Origin of the sequence: Oerskovia gallyi, assembly GCF_014836745.1 — a bacterium.
Classification (GTDB): Bacteria; Actinomycetota; Actinomycetes; order Actinomycetales; family Cellulomonadaceae; genus Oerskovia; species Oerskovia paurometabola.
Window position 1 is genome coordinate 50597 of the sequence record NZ_JACSQE010000016.1, and the last position, 15872, is coordinate 66468.

The 15872-nt window shown below is 71.5% G+C and carries 12 protein-coding genes; 10 read left to right on the top strand and 2 right to left on the bottom strand.

Going from position 1 to position 15872, the window contains the following annotated elements:
• Positions 1-47 precede the first annotated feature (47 nt).
• From dut to H9640_RS17470, 4 genes are all read left to right on the top strand, one after another.
• Positions 48-551, top strand: coding sequence for a dUTP diphosphatase (gene dut, locus H9640_RS17455; RefSeq protein WP_307824300.1), 504 nt, complete (start codon positions 48-50; stop codon positions 549-551).
• A 150-nt stretch (positions 552-701) separates the two neighbouring features.
• Entirely contained in the window at positions 702-1460 is a 759-nt protein-coding gene (locus tag H9640_RS17460) for a DUF3710 domain-containing protein (RefSeq protein ID WP_191792046.1), read from the top strand.
• A gap of 2 nt (positions 1461-1462) precedes the next feature.
• A complete protein-coding gene (locus tag H9640_RS17465) occupies positions 1463-1831 on the top strand; it encodes an OB-fold nucleic acid binding domain-containing protein (protein WP_138824289.1) in 369 nt (122 codons plus the stop codon).
• A gap of 34 nt (positions 1832-1865) precedes the next feature.
• The gene (locus H9640_RS17470) at positions 1866-2777 is read left to right on the top strand and encodes a DUF3159 domain-containing protein (protein ID WP_191792047.1); all 912 of its coding nucleotides are present in this window, start codon (positions 1866-1868) and stop codon (positions 2775-2777) included.
• A 60-nt stretch (positions 2778-2837) separates the two neighbouring features.
• Here H9640_RS17470 and H9640_RS17475 read toward each other — a convergent pair whose 3' ends face one another.
• Positions 2838-3551 (bottom strand): potassium channel family protein, encoded by a 714-nt coding sequence (locus tag H9640_RS17475; protein ID WP_191792048.1) that lies wholly within the window; start codon positions 3549-3551, stop codon positions 2838-2840.
• Positions 3551-4204: a potassium channel family protein gene (locus tag H9640_RS17480; protein ID WP_191792101.1), complete on the bottom strand. Its 654-nt coding sequence runs from the start codon at positions 4202-4204 to the stop codon at positions 3551-3553. The genes H9640_RS17475 and H9640_RS17480 overlap by 1 nt, the downstream gene beginning before the upstream one ends.
• A gap of 260 nt (positions 4205-4464) precedes the next feature.
• Between H9640_RS17480 and H9640_RS17485 the strand changes: the two genes are divergently transcribed.
• The 6 genes from H9640_RS17485 (at position 4465) to acnA (ending at position 15794) form a co-directional block, all read left to right on the top strand.
• Positions 4465-6477: an APC family permease gene (locus H9640_RS17485; protein WP_191792049.1), complete on the top strand. Its 2013-nt coding sequence runs from the start codon at positions 4465-4467 to the stop codon at positions 6475-6477.
• Positions 6478-6601: 124 nt separating this feature from the next.
• Complete coding sequence (locus H9640_RS17490) at positions 6602-7879, top strand: class I SAM-dependent RNA methyltransferase (RefSeq protein WP_191792050.1); 1278 nt, start codon at positions 6602-6604, stop codon at positions 7877-7879.
• 145 nt (positions 7880-8024) lie between these two features.
• On the top strand, positions 8025-9158 hold the full coding sequence (locus H9640_RS17495) for a glycosyltransferase (RefSeq protein ID WP_191792051.1): 1134 nt from the start codon (positions 8025-8027) through the stop codon (positions 9156-9158).
• Positions 9159-9230: 72 nt separating this feature from the next.
• Positions 9231-10247: a magnesium and cobalt transport protein CorA gene (locus H9640_RS17500; protein WP_191792052.1), complete on the top strand. Its 1017-nt coding sequence runs from the start codon at positions 9231-9233 to the stop codon at positions 10245-10247.
• Positions 10248-10314: 67 nt separating this feature from the next.
• On the top strand, positions 10315-12834 hold the full coding sequence (locus H9640_RS17505) for an HAD-IC family P-type ATPase (RefSeq protein WP_318243827.1): 2520 nt from the start codon (positions 10315-10317) through the stop codon (positions 12832-12834).
• A 191-nt stretch (positions 12835-13025) separates the two neighbouring features.
• Positions 13026-15794 carry an aconitate hydratase AcnA gene (gene acnA / locus H9640_RS17510; protein ID WP_191792053.1) on the top strand — a complete coding sequence of 923 codons (2769 nt, stop codon included), beginning with the start codon at positions 13026-13028 and terminating at the stop codon, positions 15792-15794.
• The last annotated feature ends 78 nt before the right edge of the window (positions 15795-15872 follow it).

The window sequence follows — 15872 nt, forward strand, 5'->3', positions numbered from 1 at the left end:
GGGTGTTCGCGGGTCCGCCCGCCGCGGACTAGGCTCTGCGGGTGCCCATCGACGAACCGGCGGCCCCGACCGCCCTCGCCCCCGTGCCCGCCCGACCGGGCGACGTCGAGGTGCTGGTCCAGCTCCTCGACGACGTGACCCCGGTCCCCGCCTACGCCCACCCGGGCGACGCCGGTGCGGACCTCGTGACGACCGTGGACGTGGAGATCGCGCCGCAGGGCCGGGCGACGGTCCCGACCGGGCTCGCGATCGCGCTGCCCGACGGGTATGCCGCGTTCGTCCACCCCCGCTCGGGCCTCGCGGCCAGGCACGGTCTGACGATCGTCAACGCGCCCGGCACCGTCGACGCGGGGTACCGCGGCGAGATCAAGGTGATCCTGCACAACACGGACCCACAGGTCCCCGTCGTGCTGCACCGGGGGGACCGTATCGCCCAGCTCGTCGTCCAGAGGGTCGAGCACGCGCGTTTCCTGCAGGCCGAGCGGCTGCCGGGCTCGCACCGCGGCGAGGGCGGGTTCGGGTCGAGCGGCGGGTGGGTCGCGGCGCGGTGAGCCCCACGATGCCGGGGTGTTCGCCCGTGGCCGAGGACGGTCACGCGGGCGGCGCATCGGTCTAGGGTGGTAGGAGCAGGGGTCGGTCTCGCCGTCCCGAACGAGCCGTGGTCGATGGTCGACGCGGCGAAGAGCTGAAGGAGAACGTCCGTGGGTTTGTTCCGGCGTAGTGCGTCGCAGAAGTCGAGCGACGAAGCGGTCGCCGCCGAGGGCTCCGGGACCGAGGAGACCGCAGCAGAGGCGGTCGACACCCCGGGGACCCCGGCGCCTGTCGCGCCCGCGGCGGGCGCTCGCGGCCCGTTCGACTCCTCGCAGGTGAGCGAGCTCGGTGCCCGTGCGGACCTCGGGGCCATCTGGCTGCCGGGCGTCCCGGGCATGGAGCTGCGCATGGAGGTCGACAAGAAGACGCAGAAGATCACGGGGGCCGCCGTGGCGGTCAACGGTTCCGCGCTGCAGATCCAGGCGTTCGCGGCTCCCAAGACCATGGGCATCTGGGACGAGATCCGGGAGGAGATCGCCGAGTCCGTTCGTCAGCAGGGCGGGACGGTCGACGACATCCCCGGGACGTTCGGTCGCGAGCTGCTCGCGAAGCTCCCGGCGACGGGCCCGGACGGTCAGAAGGGCTTCCGTGCGGCCCGGTTCGTGGGCGTCGACGGTCCGCGCTGGTTCCTGCGGGGGGTCCTGACGGGCAAGGCCGCGGCGGACCCGGAGGCGGCCCGGCTGCTCGAGTCGGTCTTCGCGAACATCGTCGTCGTCCGTGACCAGAACGCCCGCCCCCCGCGCGACCTGCTCGCGATGCACCTGCCTGGCCAGGCACCGCGGCCTGCGGCGGCTCCGGAGGGGGCGGCTCCCTCGCTCCCCGCCTTCGACCCGCTCACGCGCGGGCCGGAGATCACCGAGAGGCGCTGACCATGACGCTGCGCCAGGCACTGCACTCCGTGCTGGCCTCCCAGGAGGAGATTGCCGCGGACGAGGAGCGTCACGACTCGGCCAGCCAGGTCGGGTGCTCGGCCGTCTCCGACCTTGCGAACCGCAAGCGCGCGACCGTCTCGGGCGTCATGCGCTCGGTCATCCTGCGCCCGCGCGAGGGCGTGCCGACGGTCGAGGCCGAGCTCTACGACGGGTCGGGCTCGCTCGACCTGGTGTGGCTGGGCCGCCGTCGTATCGCGGGCGTCGAGCCCGGTCGGCGTGTCCGCGTCGAGGGGCTGGTCTGCGAGATCGCGGGCCGTCGCACCATGTTCAACCCCCGCTACGAGCTGCGCCCCCGCGCAGGCGAGTGAGTCCGTGACCCTTCCTGCTGGCGAGAGAGACGACATGACGCACGAGCCCACGCGTGAGCGCGGCCCGGTGGACCCCGCCCAGGAGGTCGAGGACGTCGCCGACGCGATCGACGACGTCGTCCCACCGGACGAGGGGGCCGCCCGAGGCGTGCGCGCCCTGGCGGGGGAGTCGTTCTCGCTGGCCGAGACCATCGGCGGGGTGCGCGGGCTCGTGGAGTCCATGGCTCCGGGCCTCGTGTTCGTGGTCGTGTTCATCGTGACGGGCAACACCCTGCGTCCCGCGCTGATCGCGTCGGTCGCGGTCGCGCTCGTGGCCGTGGCGGCCCGCCTGGTCCAGCGCACGCCCGTCACGCAGGCGTTCGGGGGCTTCCTGGGCGTCGCGATCGGCGTGCTGTGGGCGTGGCGCTCGGGCGAGGCGCAGAACTACTACGCGGCGGGACTGCTCACGAACGCGGCCTACCTGGTGGCGATGGCCGTCTCGGTGCTGGTCCGGTGGCCCGTGGTGGGCCTGGTCGTCGAGGCTCTGCGCAGCGGGTGGACGGACGGGGACAAGGTCAAGGCCGCGGTTGCGGCGAGCGACGTGCCCGACGGCGCCACCGCCTCGGGAGCGTCCGTCGCCTCGGGGGAGGGCGCCGAGGGCAGGGTTGGCAGCGTCGAGGACGCCCAGGACGAGCCGGCTCCCGGCGCGTTCCGGGCGTGGGCCCAGCGCTGGCGCGGGGACGCGGCGCTCATGCGCCGCTACGCGCTGGCGACGTGGCTGTGGGTCGGGATGTTCGCCGTGCGCCTGGCCGTCCAGGTCCCCCTGTTCATGGCCGGGGTGGACGCGGTGGCCTGGCTCGGCACGGCCCGCCTCGTCATGGGGATCCCGTTGTGGGCGCTGGCGCTCTGGTTGACGTGGCTGCTGGTCCGCCGCCCGCACGCGGACGCCGCCCCCGCGAGCGTCTGAGGCCGCTGACAGGGCCGCGCCCTTCCCCAGGTCCGAAGGCCCGCGCGGAGCTGCGCCGGCTCAGACGGGCAGGCCGGTCGTCTCGTCGATGATCCCGGTGCCCTCGTCGGGCGACGGGTTGATCAGGATCCGCAGGAGCTCGGCCTCGTCGACGTCGCGGCCCGTGACGATGAGCAGCTCGTCGCCGACCTCGAGCGTGTCGTCGATGCTCGGCGCGATGGGCTGGGTTCCGCGGACGATCGCCGCGAGCACGGTGTCCTGGGGCCAGGCCACCTGGCCGACACGCGTGCCGATGAGCGGCGAGTCGGGCGGCAGCGTGAGCTCGAGGATGTCCGCGCCCGACTGGTGGAACGTGAAGATCCGGACCAGGTCGCCGACCGCGACGGCCTCCTCGACCATCGACGTCATGATGCGGGGCGTCGAGACTGCGACGTCGACGCCCCACGACTCGTCGAACATCCACTCGTTCTTGGGGTTGTTGACGCGCGCGACGGTTCGCGGGACCCCGAACTCGGTCTTCGCGAGGAGCGAGACGACGAGGTTGACCTTGTCGTCGCCCGTGGCCGCGACGATCACGTCGCACTCGTCGACCTTCGCCTCGGCGAGGGTCGAGAGCTCGCACGCGTCGGCGAGGAGCCAGTCGGCGTCGGCGACCTGCGCGACGCGCATCGCGGCAGGCTGCTTGTCGATGATCATGACCTCGTGGTCGTGGCTGAGCAGCTCGCGGGCGATCGAGCGCCCGACGGAACCGGCTCCGACGATGACGACGTGCATCAGTTCTCCTCGATCTTGGGGGCGTGCGTGAGGAGGCGCTCGACCGTGGGCGCGTCGGCAGCGCGCATGAGCACGTGCAGCACGTCGTTCTCCTGCAGGACGGTGCTGGGGGTCGCGAGGACGCCCTCGCCGAACCGGCCCAGGAACGCGACGCGCGCTCCGGTCGCGGACTCGATCGTCGCCACGGAGCGCCCGACCCACTCGGGGTGGAAGTCGGTCTGCGCGAGCCGGACCTGCCCCGAGGGGTCGCGGTACTCGTCGGTCGCGCCGAGAGGGAGCATCCTGCGCAGCACCTGGTCGGAGGTCCACCGGACCGTCGCGACGGTCGGGATGCCGAGGCGCTGGTAGATCTCGGCGCGGTGCGGGTCGTAGATGCGGGCCACGACGTTGTCGACGCCGTAGGTCTCGCGGACCACGCGGGCAGCGAGGATGTTGGAGTTGTCCCCGTCGGAGACCGCGGCGAACGCGTACGCGTCCTCGATCCCCGCCTGGACCAGGGTGTCCCGGTCGAAACCCAGCCCCGTCACCTTCTTGCCGGAGAACTCCGCGGACAGCCGTCGGAAGGCGTCGGGGTTCTGGTCGACCACGGCGACCGAGTGGCCGCGGTTCTCGAGAGACTGGGCGAGGGTGGCGCCGACACGGCCACATCCCATGATCACGAAGTGCACGGACGAAACGCTACCGCGCACGCGCGCCTTGCCGGTACAGGCCGGTAGACGTCGGTAGACGTCGGTAGACGTCGGCACAGGCCGGTACACGTCGGTACACGTCGGTACCGGCTGGCACCGGCTGGCACCGGCCGGCACGAGCGGGCGCGGCGGCGGGGCCGAGGATGGTGCGGCGGAGCCCTCGCGGAGATCCGTCGGGGCGGTGGAGGGGTCAACGGCACCTGGAGGGCCTAGCATGGGCCAACGTGTCGGATATCGCTGATGCCGCCAAACGCCTGTTGCTCGGACGCCCCGTCCGCAGCGACGACTTGGGGCACACCCTGCTGCCGAAGCGCATCGCGCTCCCGGTCTTCGCCTCGGACGCGCTCTCCTCGGTGGCGTACGCCCCCGACGAGATCCTCCTGACCCTGTCGATCGCGGGCCTCGCGGCCACGACGATCTCCCCGTGGGTGGGTCTCGCGGTCGTCGTGGTCCTGCTGACCGTGGTCGCGTCGTACCGCCAGAACGTGCACGCCTACCCGTCGGGCGGCGGTGACTACGAGGTCGCCACTGTCAACCTCGGCCCCACGGCCGGTGTCGGCGTGGCCTCGGCGCTCATGGTCGACTACGTCCTCACGGTGGCCGTGTCGATCTCCTCGGGAGCCCAGTACGCGGCGGCAGCCATGCCGTTCCTGCGGGGTCATGAGGCGGCGTTCGCGATCACGCTCGTGGTGCTGCTGACCCTGGTGAACCTGCGAGGGGTCAAGGAGTCCGGGTCCTTCTTCGCGATCCCGGTCTACCTGTTCATGTTCGCCATCGGGATGACGGCCGTGGTCGGGTTCGTGCGGTACGCCACGGGGACCCTGCCCATGGCCGAGAGTGCGTCCTACCAGCTCGTCGCGGAGAGCCATTTCGACCAGGGGCTGACCGGGATCGCAGGGGCGTTCCTCGTCGCGCGAGCCTTCGCGTCGGGCTGTGCCGCGCTCACGGGTGTCGAGGCCATCAGCAACGGCGTGCCGGCGTTCAAGAAGCCCAAGTCCCGCAACGCGGCCACGACGCTCGCGCTGCTCGGGTCGATCTCGGCCTTCATGATCATGGCGATCCTCTTCCTCGCGCAGAAGACCGGCGTGCACTTCGCCGAGAACCCGGCCGAGCAGCTCACGATCGACGGCCAGCCCGTGCCCGCCGACTTCGTGCAGGACCCGGTGATCGGCCAGCTCGCGCAGGCGATCTTCCAGGGCTTCCCGCTCGCGTTCTACCTGGTTGCCGCGGTGACGGGGCTGATCCTCGTCTTCGCCGCGAACACGGCGTTCAACGGGTTCCCGGTGCTGGGTTCGATCCTGGCCAAGGACGGCTACCTCCCGCGTCAGCTCCACACGCGCGGCGACCGGCTCGCGTTCTCGAACGGGATCGTGACCCTCGCGGTCGCGGCGATCGCCCTGATCTGGGCCTTCGACGCGCAGGTCACGCGCCTGATCCAGCTCTACATCGTGGGCGTCTTCGTGTCCTTCACGCTCTCGCAGCTCGGCATGATCAAGCACTGGACACGCGAGCTGCGCACGACCCCCGACCCGCGCTTCCGCACCAAGATGAAGCGGTCCCGCGTCGTCAACGCGATCGGCTTCGGCATGACGGGCACGGTCCTGATCATCGTGCTGCTGACCAAGTTCACGCACGGTGCGTGGATCGCGATCCTCGCCATGGGCGTGGTGTTCGTGCTCATGCGGGCCATCCGCAAGCACTACGACTCGGTGAGCGAGGAGCTCACCCTGGGTGAGGACCCGGCCGCGGCACGTGCCCTGCCGAGCCGCGTCCACGCCCTCGTCCTGGTCTCCAAGCTGCACAAGCCGACCATGCGCGCGCTCGCCTACGCCCGTGCGTCGCGTCCCTCCGTGCTGGAGGCCGTGACGGTCGGCGTGGACCCCGAGGAGGTCGCCGAGTTCACCGCCGAGTGGGAGGCCCTCGACCTCCCGGTCCCGCTGCGCGTCCTCGACTCGCCGTACCGCGAGATCACGCGCCCGATCCTGTCCTACGTGCGCTCGATCCGTCGGGAGAGCCCGCGCGACCTCGTCGTGGTCTACATCCCCGAGTACGTCGTGGGGCACTGGTGGGAGCACCTGCTGCACAACCAGAGCGCGCTGCGGCTCAAGGGCCGGCTCCTGTTCACCCCGGGCGTCGTCGTGGCCTCGGTGCCGTGGCAGCTGTCGTCGACCAAGGGTCAGACGGGGCTCGAGAAGGAGAACTTCGCGGCCCAGCAGCGGATCAACCGCCGCTACTGAGCGCGCCACGGGCCGCCCGCGCGACCGGGGTCGGTCTCCGGTCCGCCGACAACGTGTGCGGTCCCACGCCCCGTCGGCGAACGGTCCGGAGCCCGGAGCGGTTCGCGTCCGGGATACTAGGGGAGTGTCTGAAACCCTGAACCCCACGTCCACCGCCCCCGAGTCTCAACCTCTGGTCGAGCTCGAGGTCGGACCTGTCGCGCACGGCGGCCACTGCGTCGCGCGACTCGACGGGCGCGTCATCTTCGTCCGGCACGCGCTGCCCGGCGAGCGGGTGCTGGCCCGGATCACCGACGACGGGGAAGCTGCCAAGTTCTGGCGCGCCGACGCCGTCGAGATCCTCGAGGCCTCCGAGGACCGGGTCCCCGTAGCCTGGCCCGCGGCAGGTCCTGGCGGGGCAGGAGGCGGCGAGCTCTCGCACGTGTCCCTGCCCGCGCAGCGCCGGTGGAAGGCCGCGGTCCTGCAGGAGCAGCTCAAGCGCCTCGCCGGCCTTGACCTTCAGGTAGAGGTTGAGGGTGCGCCCGGGGACGACGAGCGGGGTGGCCTCGGCTATCGCACGCGCATCGACCTGGTCGCCGACGACAAGGGCCGTGCGGGCATGCGCGTGTTCCGCTCGCACGACGTCGTCGCGCTCGACGAGATGCCGCTCGCGACGCCCGAGGTCGCGGCCCTCGCCGAGGCCGAGGAGGTCTTCACGCGTCGCTGGCGTCCGGGGACGACCCTCGAGCTCGTGGCGCCGGCAGGGGGCGGCGACCCGATCCTGCTGGTCGACGGTGTCGTCTGGCACTCGGGCCACATCGATCGGCGACCCCACGCACGTCGGGCCGTGACCGAGACCGTCACGGTCGCCGGGACCGAGCACTCGTTCCGCGTGGCCGCCGACGGCTTCTGGCAGGTCCACCGCGAGGCACCCGCGCTGCTCGCGGAGGCCGTGCTGCGGGCCGCCGGACCGCTCGACGAGGCGACCGTGGTCGACCTGTACTCGGGCGCCGGACTCTTCACGCTGCCGCTCGCCGACGCCGTCGGCGAGACCGGGCGCGTCGTGGCGATCGAGGGCGACGAGCGGGCCGTCAAGGACGCCCGCCGCAACGCGTTCGAGAAGCCGCAGGTCGAGCTCCACCACGGCCCGGTCGAGAAGGTGCTCGCGGCCAAGGACCACGCCGCGCCGACGGCCGACGTCGTGGTCCTCGACCCGCCGCGCACGGGCGCCGGGCGCAAGGTCGTCGACGCGGTCGCCGCGCTCCAGGCCCCCCGCGTGGTCTACGTCGCGTGCGACCCCGCGGCCCTGGCCCGCGACATCGCCTACTTCGCGAAGCACGGGTACGCGGTCGAGTCGGTCACCGGGTACGACCTGTTCCCCCACACCCACCACGTCGAGGCGATCGCGGTCCTCACGCGGTGAGCCGGGGGGCGTCCGGAGCCCCTGACCTGTACCTTCGTGCGGACGGCACCGGGACAGCCGGCGTTCGCCTGTCGCCCGTGCCCGTCTCGGGAGACGATGGGTGGACGTGCCGGGTCCCGCCGGCCTGATGAGCAGAAGAGGGCGCATGCAGGTCACCGTGGTGGTTCCGACGTTCAACGAGGGTCCGAACGTGGGCGAGCTCGTGCGCCGACTCGGCGACGCGGTCGAAGGGCTCGACGCGGAGCTGCTGTTCGTCGACGACTCCCGGGACGACACCCCCGACGTGATCCAGCGGGTGGCCACGTCCTCGCGGCTGCCCGTGCGGCTGCTGCACCGGGACGACCCGGTCGGTGGGCTGAGCGGCGCGGTGGTCGAGGGGTTGCGGGCCGCGCGGGGCGAGTGGGTCGTGGTCATGGACGGGGACCTGCAGCACCCGCCGGAGATGGTTCCGGTGCTCCTGGAGACCGCTCGGGAGACCGGAGCCGACGTCGTGGTCGCCTCCCGCTACGTCGGGGGAGGTGACGCGGGCGGTCTCGACGGGCGCTGGCGTCACCTCGTGTCGACCGCGTCCTCGCTGCTGGCGCGCTCGATGTTCCCGGTGCGGCTGCGGAACGTGACCGACCCCATGACCGGGTTCTTCGCCGTCCGCACGGCGTCGATCGATCTCGCGGGGCTGCGCCCCCGAGGGTTCAAGATCCTGCTCGAGGTCCTCGCGCGCAACAAGGTGGCGGTGGTCGAGGAGCCGTTCGTCTTCGGGGAGAGGTTCGCCGGCGAGTCGAAGGCGACGTTCGCGAACGGGCTGCGGTACCTCCAGCAGCTCACGGCGCTGCGGTTCGGCCGGCTGTCGACGTTCGCGCTCGTGGGCGCGTTCGGCGCGGTCATGAACCTCGCGATCATGTGGGGTCTGGAGCAGTTCGGCGTGCACTACATGCCCGCCGCGGTGGTCTCGGCCGCGGTCACGATCGTGACGAACTTCCTGCTGCTCGAGCACTTCGTGTTCCACGACCTGCGCTCGGAGGGGCGCAGCGTGTGGCGGCGTGCCGCGCAGTCCTTCACGTTCAACGGCATCGAGGCCGCAGTGCGGCTGCCGTTCCTGCACTGGCTCGTCGTCCTGACGGGGATGCCGCCCGTGCTCGCCCAGGCGCTGACCCTCGTCGTCGCGTTCCTCCTGCGCTTCGTCTTCCACGCCCAGGTCGTCTACCGACCGCGCAAGGACACCCCCGAGCGCGTCACACCGTTGACGGGTGAACCGTCGGGCACGACGCGCGACGACGAGTAGGACCCACGCCACCTGCCATGATGGTCGCCGCGCTCCGGACGGACGCGACCGACCGACCGGAAGGGTGCACGCATGGGGATCGTCGACAACGCGGTCTACGTCGACGGACGGCGCACGGCCAACCCGTCGAGCCTCGACGAGACCTTCGAGACGCTGCGCGAGCGGCGCGGGCTCGCGTGGATCGGCCTCTACCGGCCGAGCGAGGCCGAGATCCGTGCGGTCGCCGACGAGTTCTCGCTGCACCGTCTCGCCGTCGACGACGCGATCGCGGCCCACCAGCGGCCCAAGCTCGAACGCTACGACGACAACCTCTTCGTGGTCCTGCGTCCGGCCCGCTACCTGGACGCCGAGGAGCGCGTCGAGTTCGGCGAGCTGCACGTCTTCGTCGGGCCCGACTACGTCGTGACGGTCCGCCACGCCGAGTCCCCGGACGTCGGCGCGGTCCGCCGCCGCCTGGAGGCGACGCCCGAGCTGTTGCGCCTCGGTCCGGAGGCCATCCTCTACGCGGTGCTCGACCAGGTCGTCGACGAGTACGCCCCTGTGGTCGCCGGGCTGCAGAACGACATCGACGAGATCGAGGACCAGCTGTTCAGCGGGGACCCCGCCGTCTCACGACGGATCTACGAGCTCTCGCGCGAGGTCATCGCCTTCCAGCGCGCCACCCACCCGGTCGTCGGCATCCTCCAGGCGCTCGAGCGCGGCTCCGAGAAGTACGGCGTCGACATCGAGCTCCAGCGGAACCTGCGCGACGTGCTCGACCACTCGTTGCGTCTCGCGGAGCAGGCCGACTCGTTCCGGGTGCTCCTGCAGAACGCCCTCATGGTGCAGGCCACGCTCGTCGCGCAGCACCAGAACGAGGAGATGCGCAGGCTCTCCGAGACGAGCCTCGCGCAGGGCGAGGAGGTCAAGAAGATCTCGTCCTGGGCGGCGATCCTGTTCGCCCCCACGCTCGTCGGCACGATCTACGGCATGAACTTCGCCCGGATGCCCGAGCTGGACTGGGTCTACGGGTACCCGCTCGCGATCCTCGCGATGGTCGCGATGGGGTTCACCCTCTACGCGATCTTCAAGCACCACCGGTGGTTGTGACGCGTCCGGGCGCTCGTTCGTCCAGCCTCGACAGGGCACGGCGGCGCGCGGCGGGCACAATCGAGGGGTGAGCAGCCTCGCCGACGACGACACGTCCGCGACCGGACCCCAGGGCCCGGCGGGCGCTCCGCCGTCGGGCCGGGGGACGGGACCGCAGGACAGCACCCCCGCGTCACGTCCCGGCGCGGAACCCGGGCTGAGCGCCCAGGAGGTCGCGGCGCGCGTCCGGGCCGGGCAGACCAACCTGACCACCCGCTCGACCTCGCGCTCGCTGACCGCGATCCTGCGCTCCAACGTCTTCACGCTGTTCAACCTGATCCTCGCGATCGCCGTGACGCTCGTCCTCCTCACGGGCAGGTGGCCCGACGCGGTCTTCGGGTTCGTGGTCGTCATCAACGCGGCGATCGGCATCGTCACCGAGTACCGGGCCAAGCGGACGCTCGACCGTCTCTCGATCCTCACCGCGCCCTACGCCCGGGTCGTGCGGGACGGCACCGAGCAGCAGGTCGCGCTCGACGAGGTGGTCCTCGACGACGTGCTGCTCGTCGGGACGGGCGACCAGGTCCCGGCCGACGCCCGGGTGCTCGACGTCACAGGGCTCGAGGTCGACGAGTCCATGCTCACGGGGGAGTCGCGCCCCGTGCGCAAGGCCGTGGGCGACGAGGTGCTCTCCGGGTCGGCCGTCGTCGCAGGCGCCGCGGTGTGCCGCGTGGTGCGCGTGGGCGAGGAGGGGTATGCCCAGCGCATCACCTCCGAGGCCAAGAAGTTCTCGGTCGTCCGCTCCGAGCTGCGCGAGGGCGTCAACAAGATCCTCAAGGTCGTCTCGATCGGGATCGTGCCCATCTCCTTGCTGCTGTTCTGGAGCCAGCTGTACTACACGGGCGGCGTGCGCGAGTCGATCGCGGACGGGACGTGGCGCGACGGCGTCGTGGCGGCCGTCGCGGGCGTCGTCGGGATGATCCCCGAGGGCCTGGTCCTGCTCACCTCGCTCAACTTCGCGATCGCGGCCACGCTGCTCGCACGCCAGAAGGTCCTCGTCCAGGAGCTGCCCGCGGTCGAGATCCTCGCACGCGTCGACGTCCTGTGCCTCGACAAGACCGGCACCCTCACCGATGGGCACGTCGCCCTGACCGCGCTGCGCCCCCTGGCCGCCGTCGAGGGCGCGCGCGAAGCGCTCGCGGCGCTCGCGGCCGACCCGGACGGCAACGCGACGTCCAAGGCGCTCGCCGAGGGGCTCGCGGACACGGCGCCCGCCGCGGTCGCCGAGGCCGTCCCCTTCTCCTCGGCGCGCAAGTGGAGCGCGGTGCGCACCGGCGCGGGGGCGTTCGTGCTGGGAGCGCCCGAGATCCTGCTCGCCGGGCGCACCGACGGTCCGGCGGCGACCGCGCTCGCCGAGGTCCACGAGTCCGCGGGCACGGGGGCGCGCGTGGTCCTGCTCGCGCACGCCCCGACCGGACTCCCGACGGCGCAGGCGCCCCTCCCGTCCGACCTCGCCCCCGCGTTGCTCGCGGTGCTCGGAGAGCGCATCCGCCCCGACGCCGCGCAGACGCTCGAGTACTTCCGGCGCCAGGGGACCCGGGCCAAGGTCATCTCGGGCGACAACCCCGACACGGTCGCGGCGATCGCGACCTCGGTCGGGCTGCACGGGGAGGGGGTCAGGGTCGAGGGCTTCGACGCGCGCGAGCTGCCGACCGACCCCGACGAGCTCGCCGACGTCGTCGCCGCGCACGACGTGTACGGGCGCGTGACGCCCGAGCAGAAGCGCGCGATCGTGCACGCGCTCCAGTCCCGCGGCCACGTCGTCGGCATGACGGGCGACGGCGTCAACGACGCCCTGGCGCTCAAGGACGCGGACCTCGGGATCGCGATGGGCAACGGCGCGCCCGCGACCAAGGCCGTCGCGCGGGTCGTGCTGGTCGACGGGCGGTTCGCGACGCTCCCCGGGGTGCTGGGGCAGGGGCGCCGGGTCATGGCGAACATGGAGCGCGTCGCGAGCCTGTTCCTCGCCAAGACGACGTACGCCGCGATCCTCGCGGTGTCGGTCGTGCTGCTCGTGTGGCCGTACCCGTTCCTGCCGCGGCACATGACGCTCGCGGGCTCGCTCACGATCGGCATCCCGGCGTTCTTCCTCGCGCTGCCGCCCAACGACCGCCGCTACCTCGCCGGGTTCCTGCGGCGCGTGCTGAGCTTCGCGATCCCGGCGGGCGTGGTGATCGGGGCCGTGATCCTGGCCGTGTACGGGTACCTGCGCCCGCTCGTCGGGACGGACGACGCACGCTCGGCCGCGACGCTCGTGCTCATCGGGGTGTCGTTGTGGATCGTGGGCATCCAGGCGCGCCCGGTCAACGGGTGGAAGATCGCGCTGATCGCTGCGCTCGCGGCCTGCGCGGCGCTCGCGGTGGCGGTCCCGTGGGTGCGTGACTTCTTCGCGCTCCAGGTCCCGACGGCGAGCGAGGCGGTGGTCGTCGCGATCGCCGTGGTCGTGGGGTGGGTCGCGATCGAGGCCGTGTACCGCGTGCTCACGCCGCGGCTCGGGGGAGGGTCCACGGCCGGTCGCGCCAAGGTCGATATCTTGACGTCAAGATAAATGCGCTATGCTGTGTGTCGGCGACATTTCGGAGCGTCGCCGGCCCGGCGTAGGCTGGGCAAAGCCCCCAGAACCATCTTGATCGTCATTCGACGACCTGCCGTGCCGGGTGCACGGCGCGGGCCGCAGAGCCCGCGCGGTGCCCCGGCCGCGGTGGTCGTCACCACCCTCGCCAGGTAGAAGGAGCAACCGTGAGCAGCGTCGACACGTTCGGGTCGAAGGGAACACTGGAGGTCGGTGAGAACTCGTACGAGATCTTCCGTCTCTCCGCGGTCGAAGGCGCGCAGCGCCTCCCGTACAGCTTGAAGATCCTCGCGGAGAACCTTCTGCGCACCGAGGACGGCGCCAACATCACCGCGGACCACGTGCGTGCCATCGCCGCCTGGGACCCCGACGCGCAGCCCGACACCGAGATCCAGTTCACGCCGGGTCGCGTCATCATGCAGGACTTCACGGGCGTGCCCTGCGTCGTGGACCTCGCGACCATGCGTGAGGCCGTCGCGGACCTCGGCGGCGACCCGTCGCGCATCAACCCGCTCGCGCCCGCCGAGATGGTCATCGACCACTCGGTGCAGATCGACGTCGCGGGCCGCCGCGACGCGTTCGAGCGCAACGTCGAGTTCGAGTACCAGCGCAACCACGAGCGCTACCAGTTCCTGCGCTGGGGCCAGACGGCGTTCGACGACTTCAAGGTCGTCCCCCCGGGCACCGGCATCGTCCACCAGGTCAACATCGAGTACCTGGCGCGCACCGTCATGACGCGTACCGTGAGCACTGCTGACGGGGACGTCTTGAGGGCCTACCCCGACACGTGCGTCGGCACCGACTCGCACACGACCATGGTCAACGGCCTGGGCGTGCTCGGCTGGGGCGTGGGCGGCATCGAGGCCGAGGCCGCGATGCTCGGACAGCCCGTCTCGATGCTCATCCCGCGCGTCGTCGGCTTCAAGCTCAGCGGCCAGATCCCCTCGGGCGTGACCGCGACCGACGTCGTCCTCACGATCACGCAGATGCTGCGCCAGCACGGCGTCGTCGGCAAGTTCGTCGAGTTCTACGGCGCGGGCGTCGCGGCCGTGCCGCTGGCCAACCGCGCCACCATCGGCAACATGAGCCCCGAGTTCGGCTCGACCGCCGCGATCTTCCCGATCGACTCGGTCACGGTCGACTACCTGCGCCTGACGGGCCGCTCCGAGGAGCAGCTCGCGCTCGTCGAGGCCTACGCCAAGGAGCAGGGCCTCTGGCTCGACCCGACCGACCCGAGCTACGTCGAGCCGGTCTTCTCCGAGTACCTCGAGCTCGACCTCTCGACGGTCGTCCCCTCGATCGCCGGCCCCAAGCGTCCCCAGGACCGCATCGAGCTGTCGAACGCCAAGTCGGCCTTCGCCCGCGACCTGCCGACCTACGCCCCCGAGGTCGTCGACGTCGTCGACGAGGCCGAGAAGGAGTCCTTCCCGGCCTCCGACTCGCCCGCGATCCACGCCAACGGGCGCCGGACCGTCCCGGTCACGGACACCAACGGCAAGCAGTTCGACCTGTTCCACGGTGCGGTCGCGATCGCCTCGATCACGTCGTGCACCAACACGTCGAACCCGTCCGTGATGCTCGCCGCGGCGCTGCTCGCGAAGAAGGCCGTCGAGAAGGGCCTGGAGGCCAAGCCGTGGGTCAAGACCTCCATGGCCCCGGGCTCGCAGGTCGTCACGAACTACTACGAGAAGGCGGGCCTGTGGCCCTACCTCGAGAAGCTCGGCTTCCACCTCGTGGGGTACGGCTGCGCGACCTGCATCGGCAACTCGGGCCCGCTCGACGAGAAGGTCTCCGAGGCCGTCAACGAGCACGACCTGTCGGTCGTCTCGGTGCTCTCGGGCAACCGCAACTTCGAGGGTCGCATCAACCCCGACGTCAAGATGAACTACCTGGCCTCCCCGCCGTTGGTCATCGCGTACGCCCTCGCGGGCACCATGGAGTTCGACTTCGAGCACGACCCGCTGGGACGCAACGAGGACGGCTCGCCGATCTTCCTGCGCGACATCTGGCCCACGCCGGAAGAGGTCCAGGCGACGATCGACTCCTCGATCGACCGCGCGATGTTCACCAAGGACTACGCGGACGTCTTCACGGGTGACGAGCGCTGGCGCGCCCTGTCGACCCCCGAGGGCAACACGTTCGAGTGGGACCAGCAGTCCACCTACGTCCGCAAGCCCCCGTACTTCGAGGGCATGTCGGCGCAGCCGTCCCCGGTCACCGACATCTCGGGTGCCCGCGTGCTGGCCAAGCTGGGCGACTCGGTCACGACCGACCACATCAGCCCTGCCGGGTCCATCAAGGCGGACTCGCCGGCCGGTGTGTACCTCGCCGAGCACGGCGTCGAGCGTCGCGACTTCAACTCCTACGGCTCGCGCCGCGGGAACCACGAGGTCATGATCCGCGGCACGTTCGCGAACATCCGCCTGCGCAACCAGCTCCTCGACAACGTCGAGGGCGGCTTCACGTTCAACTTCGTGAAGAACGCTCAGGACACCATCTACGACGCCGCGCAGGACTACGCCGCGGCCGGCACGCCGCTCGTCATCCTGGGTGGCAAGGAGTACGGCTCCGGCTCGTCGCGTGACTGGGCTGCCAAGGGCACGGCGCTCCTGGGCGTCAAGGCCGTCATCACCGAGAGCTTCGAGCGCATCCACCGCTCGAACCTGATCGGCATGGGCGTCCTGCCGCTGCAGTTCCCGGCCGGCGAGTCGGCAGGGTCGCTGGGCCTGGACGGTACCGAGACGTTCGACATCTCGGGCGTCACGGCGCTCAACGAGGGCACGACGCCCCGGGCGGTCAAGGTCACCGCGACCAAGGCCGACGGCACCTCCGTCGAGTTCGACGCCGTCGTGCGCATCGACACCCCGGGTGAGGCCGACTACTACCGCAACGGCGGCATCCTGCAGTACGTGCTGCGCTCGCTCGTCAACGGCTGACGAGCGTCCGCCGCGGGTGCGGCGCCGTCGGGCCCGGGCTCTCCCGCACGCCCGACGGCGCCGCTCGCCCCGCGCGGG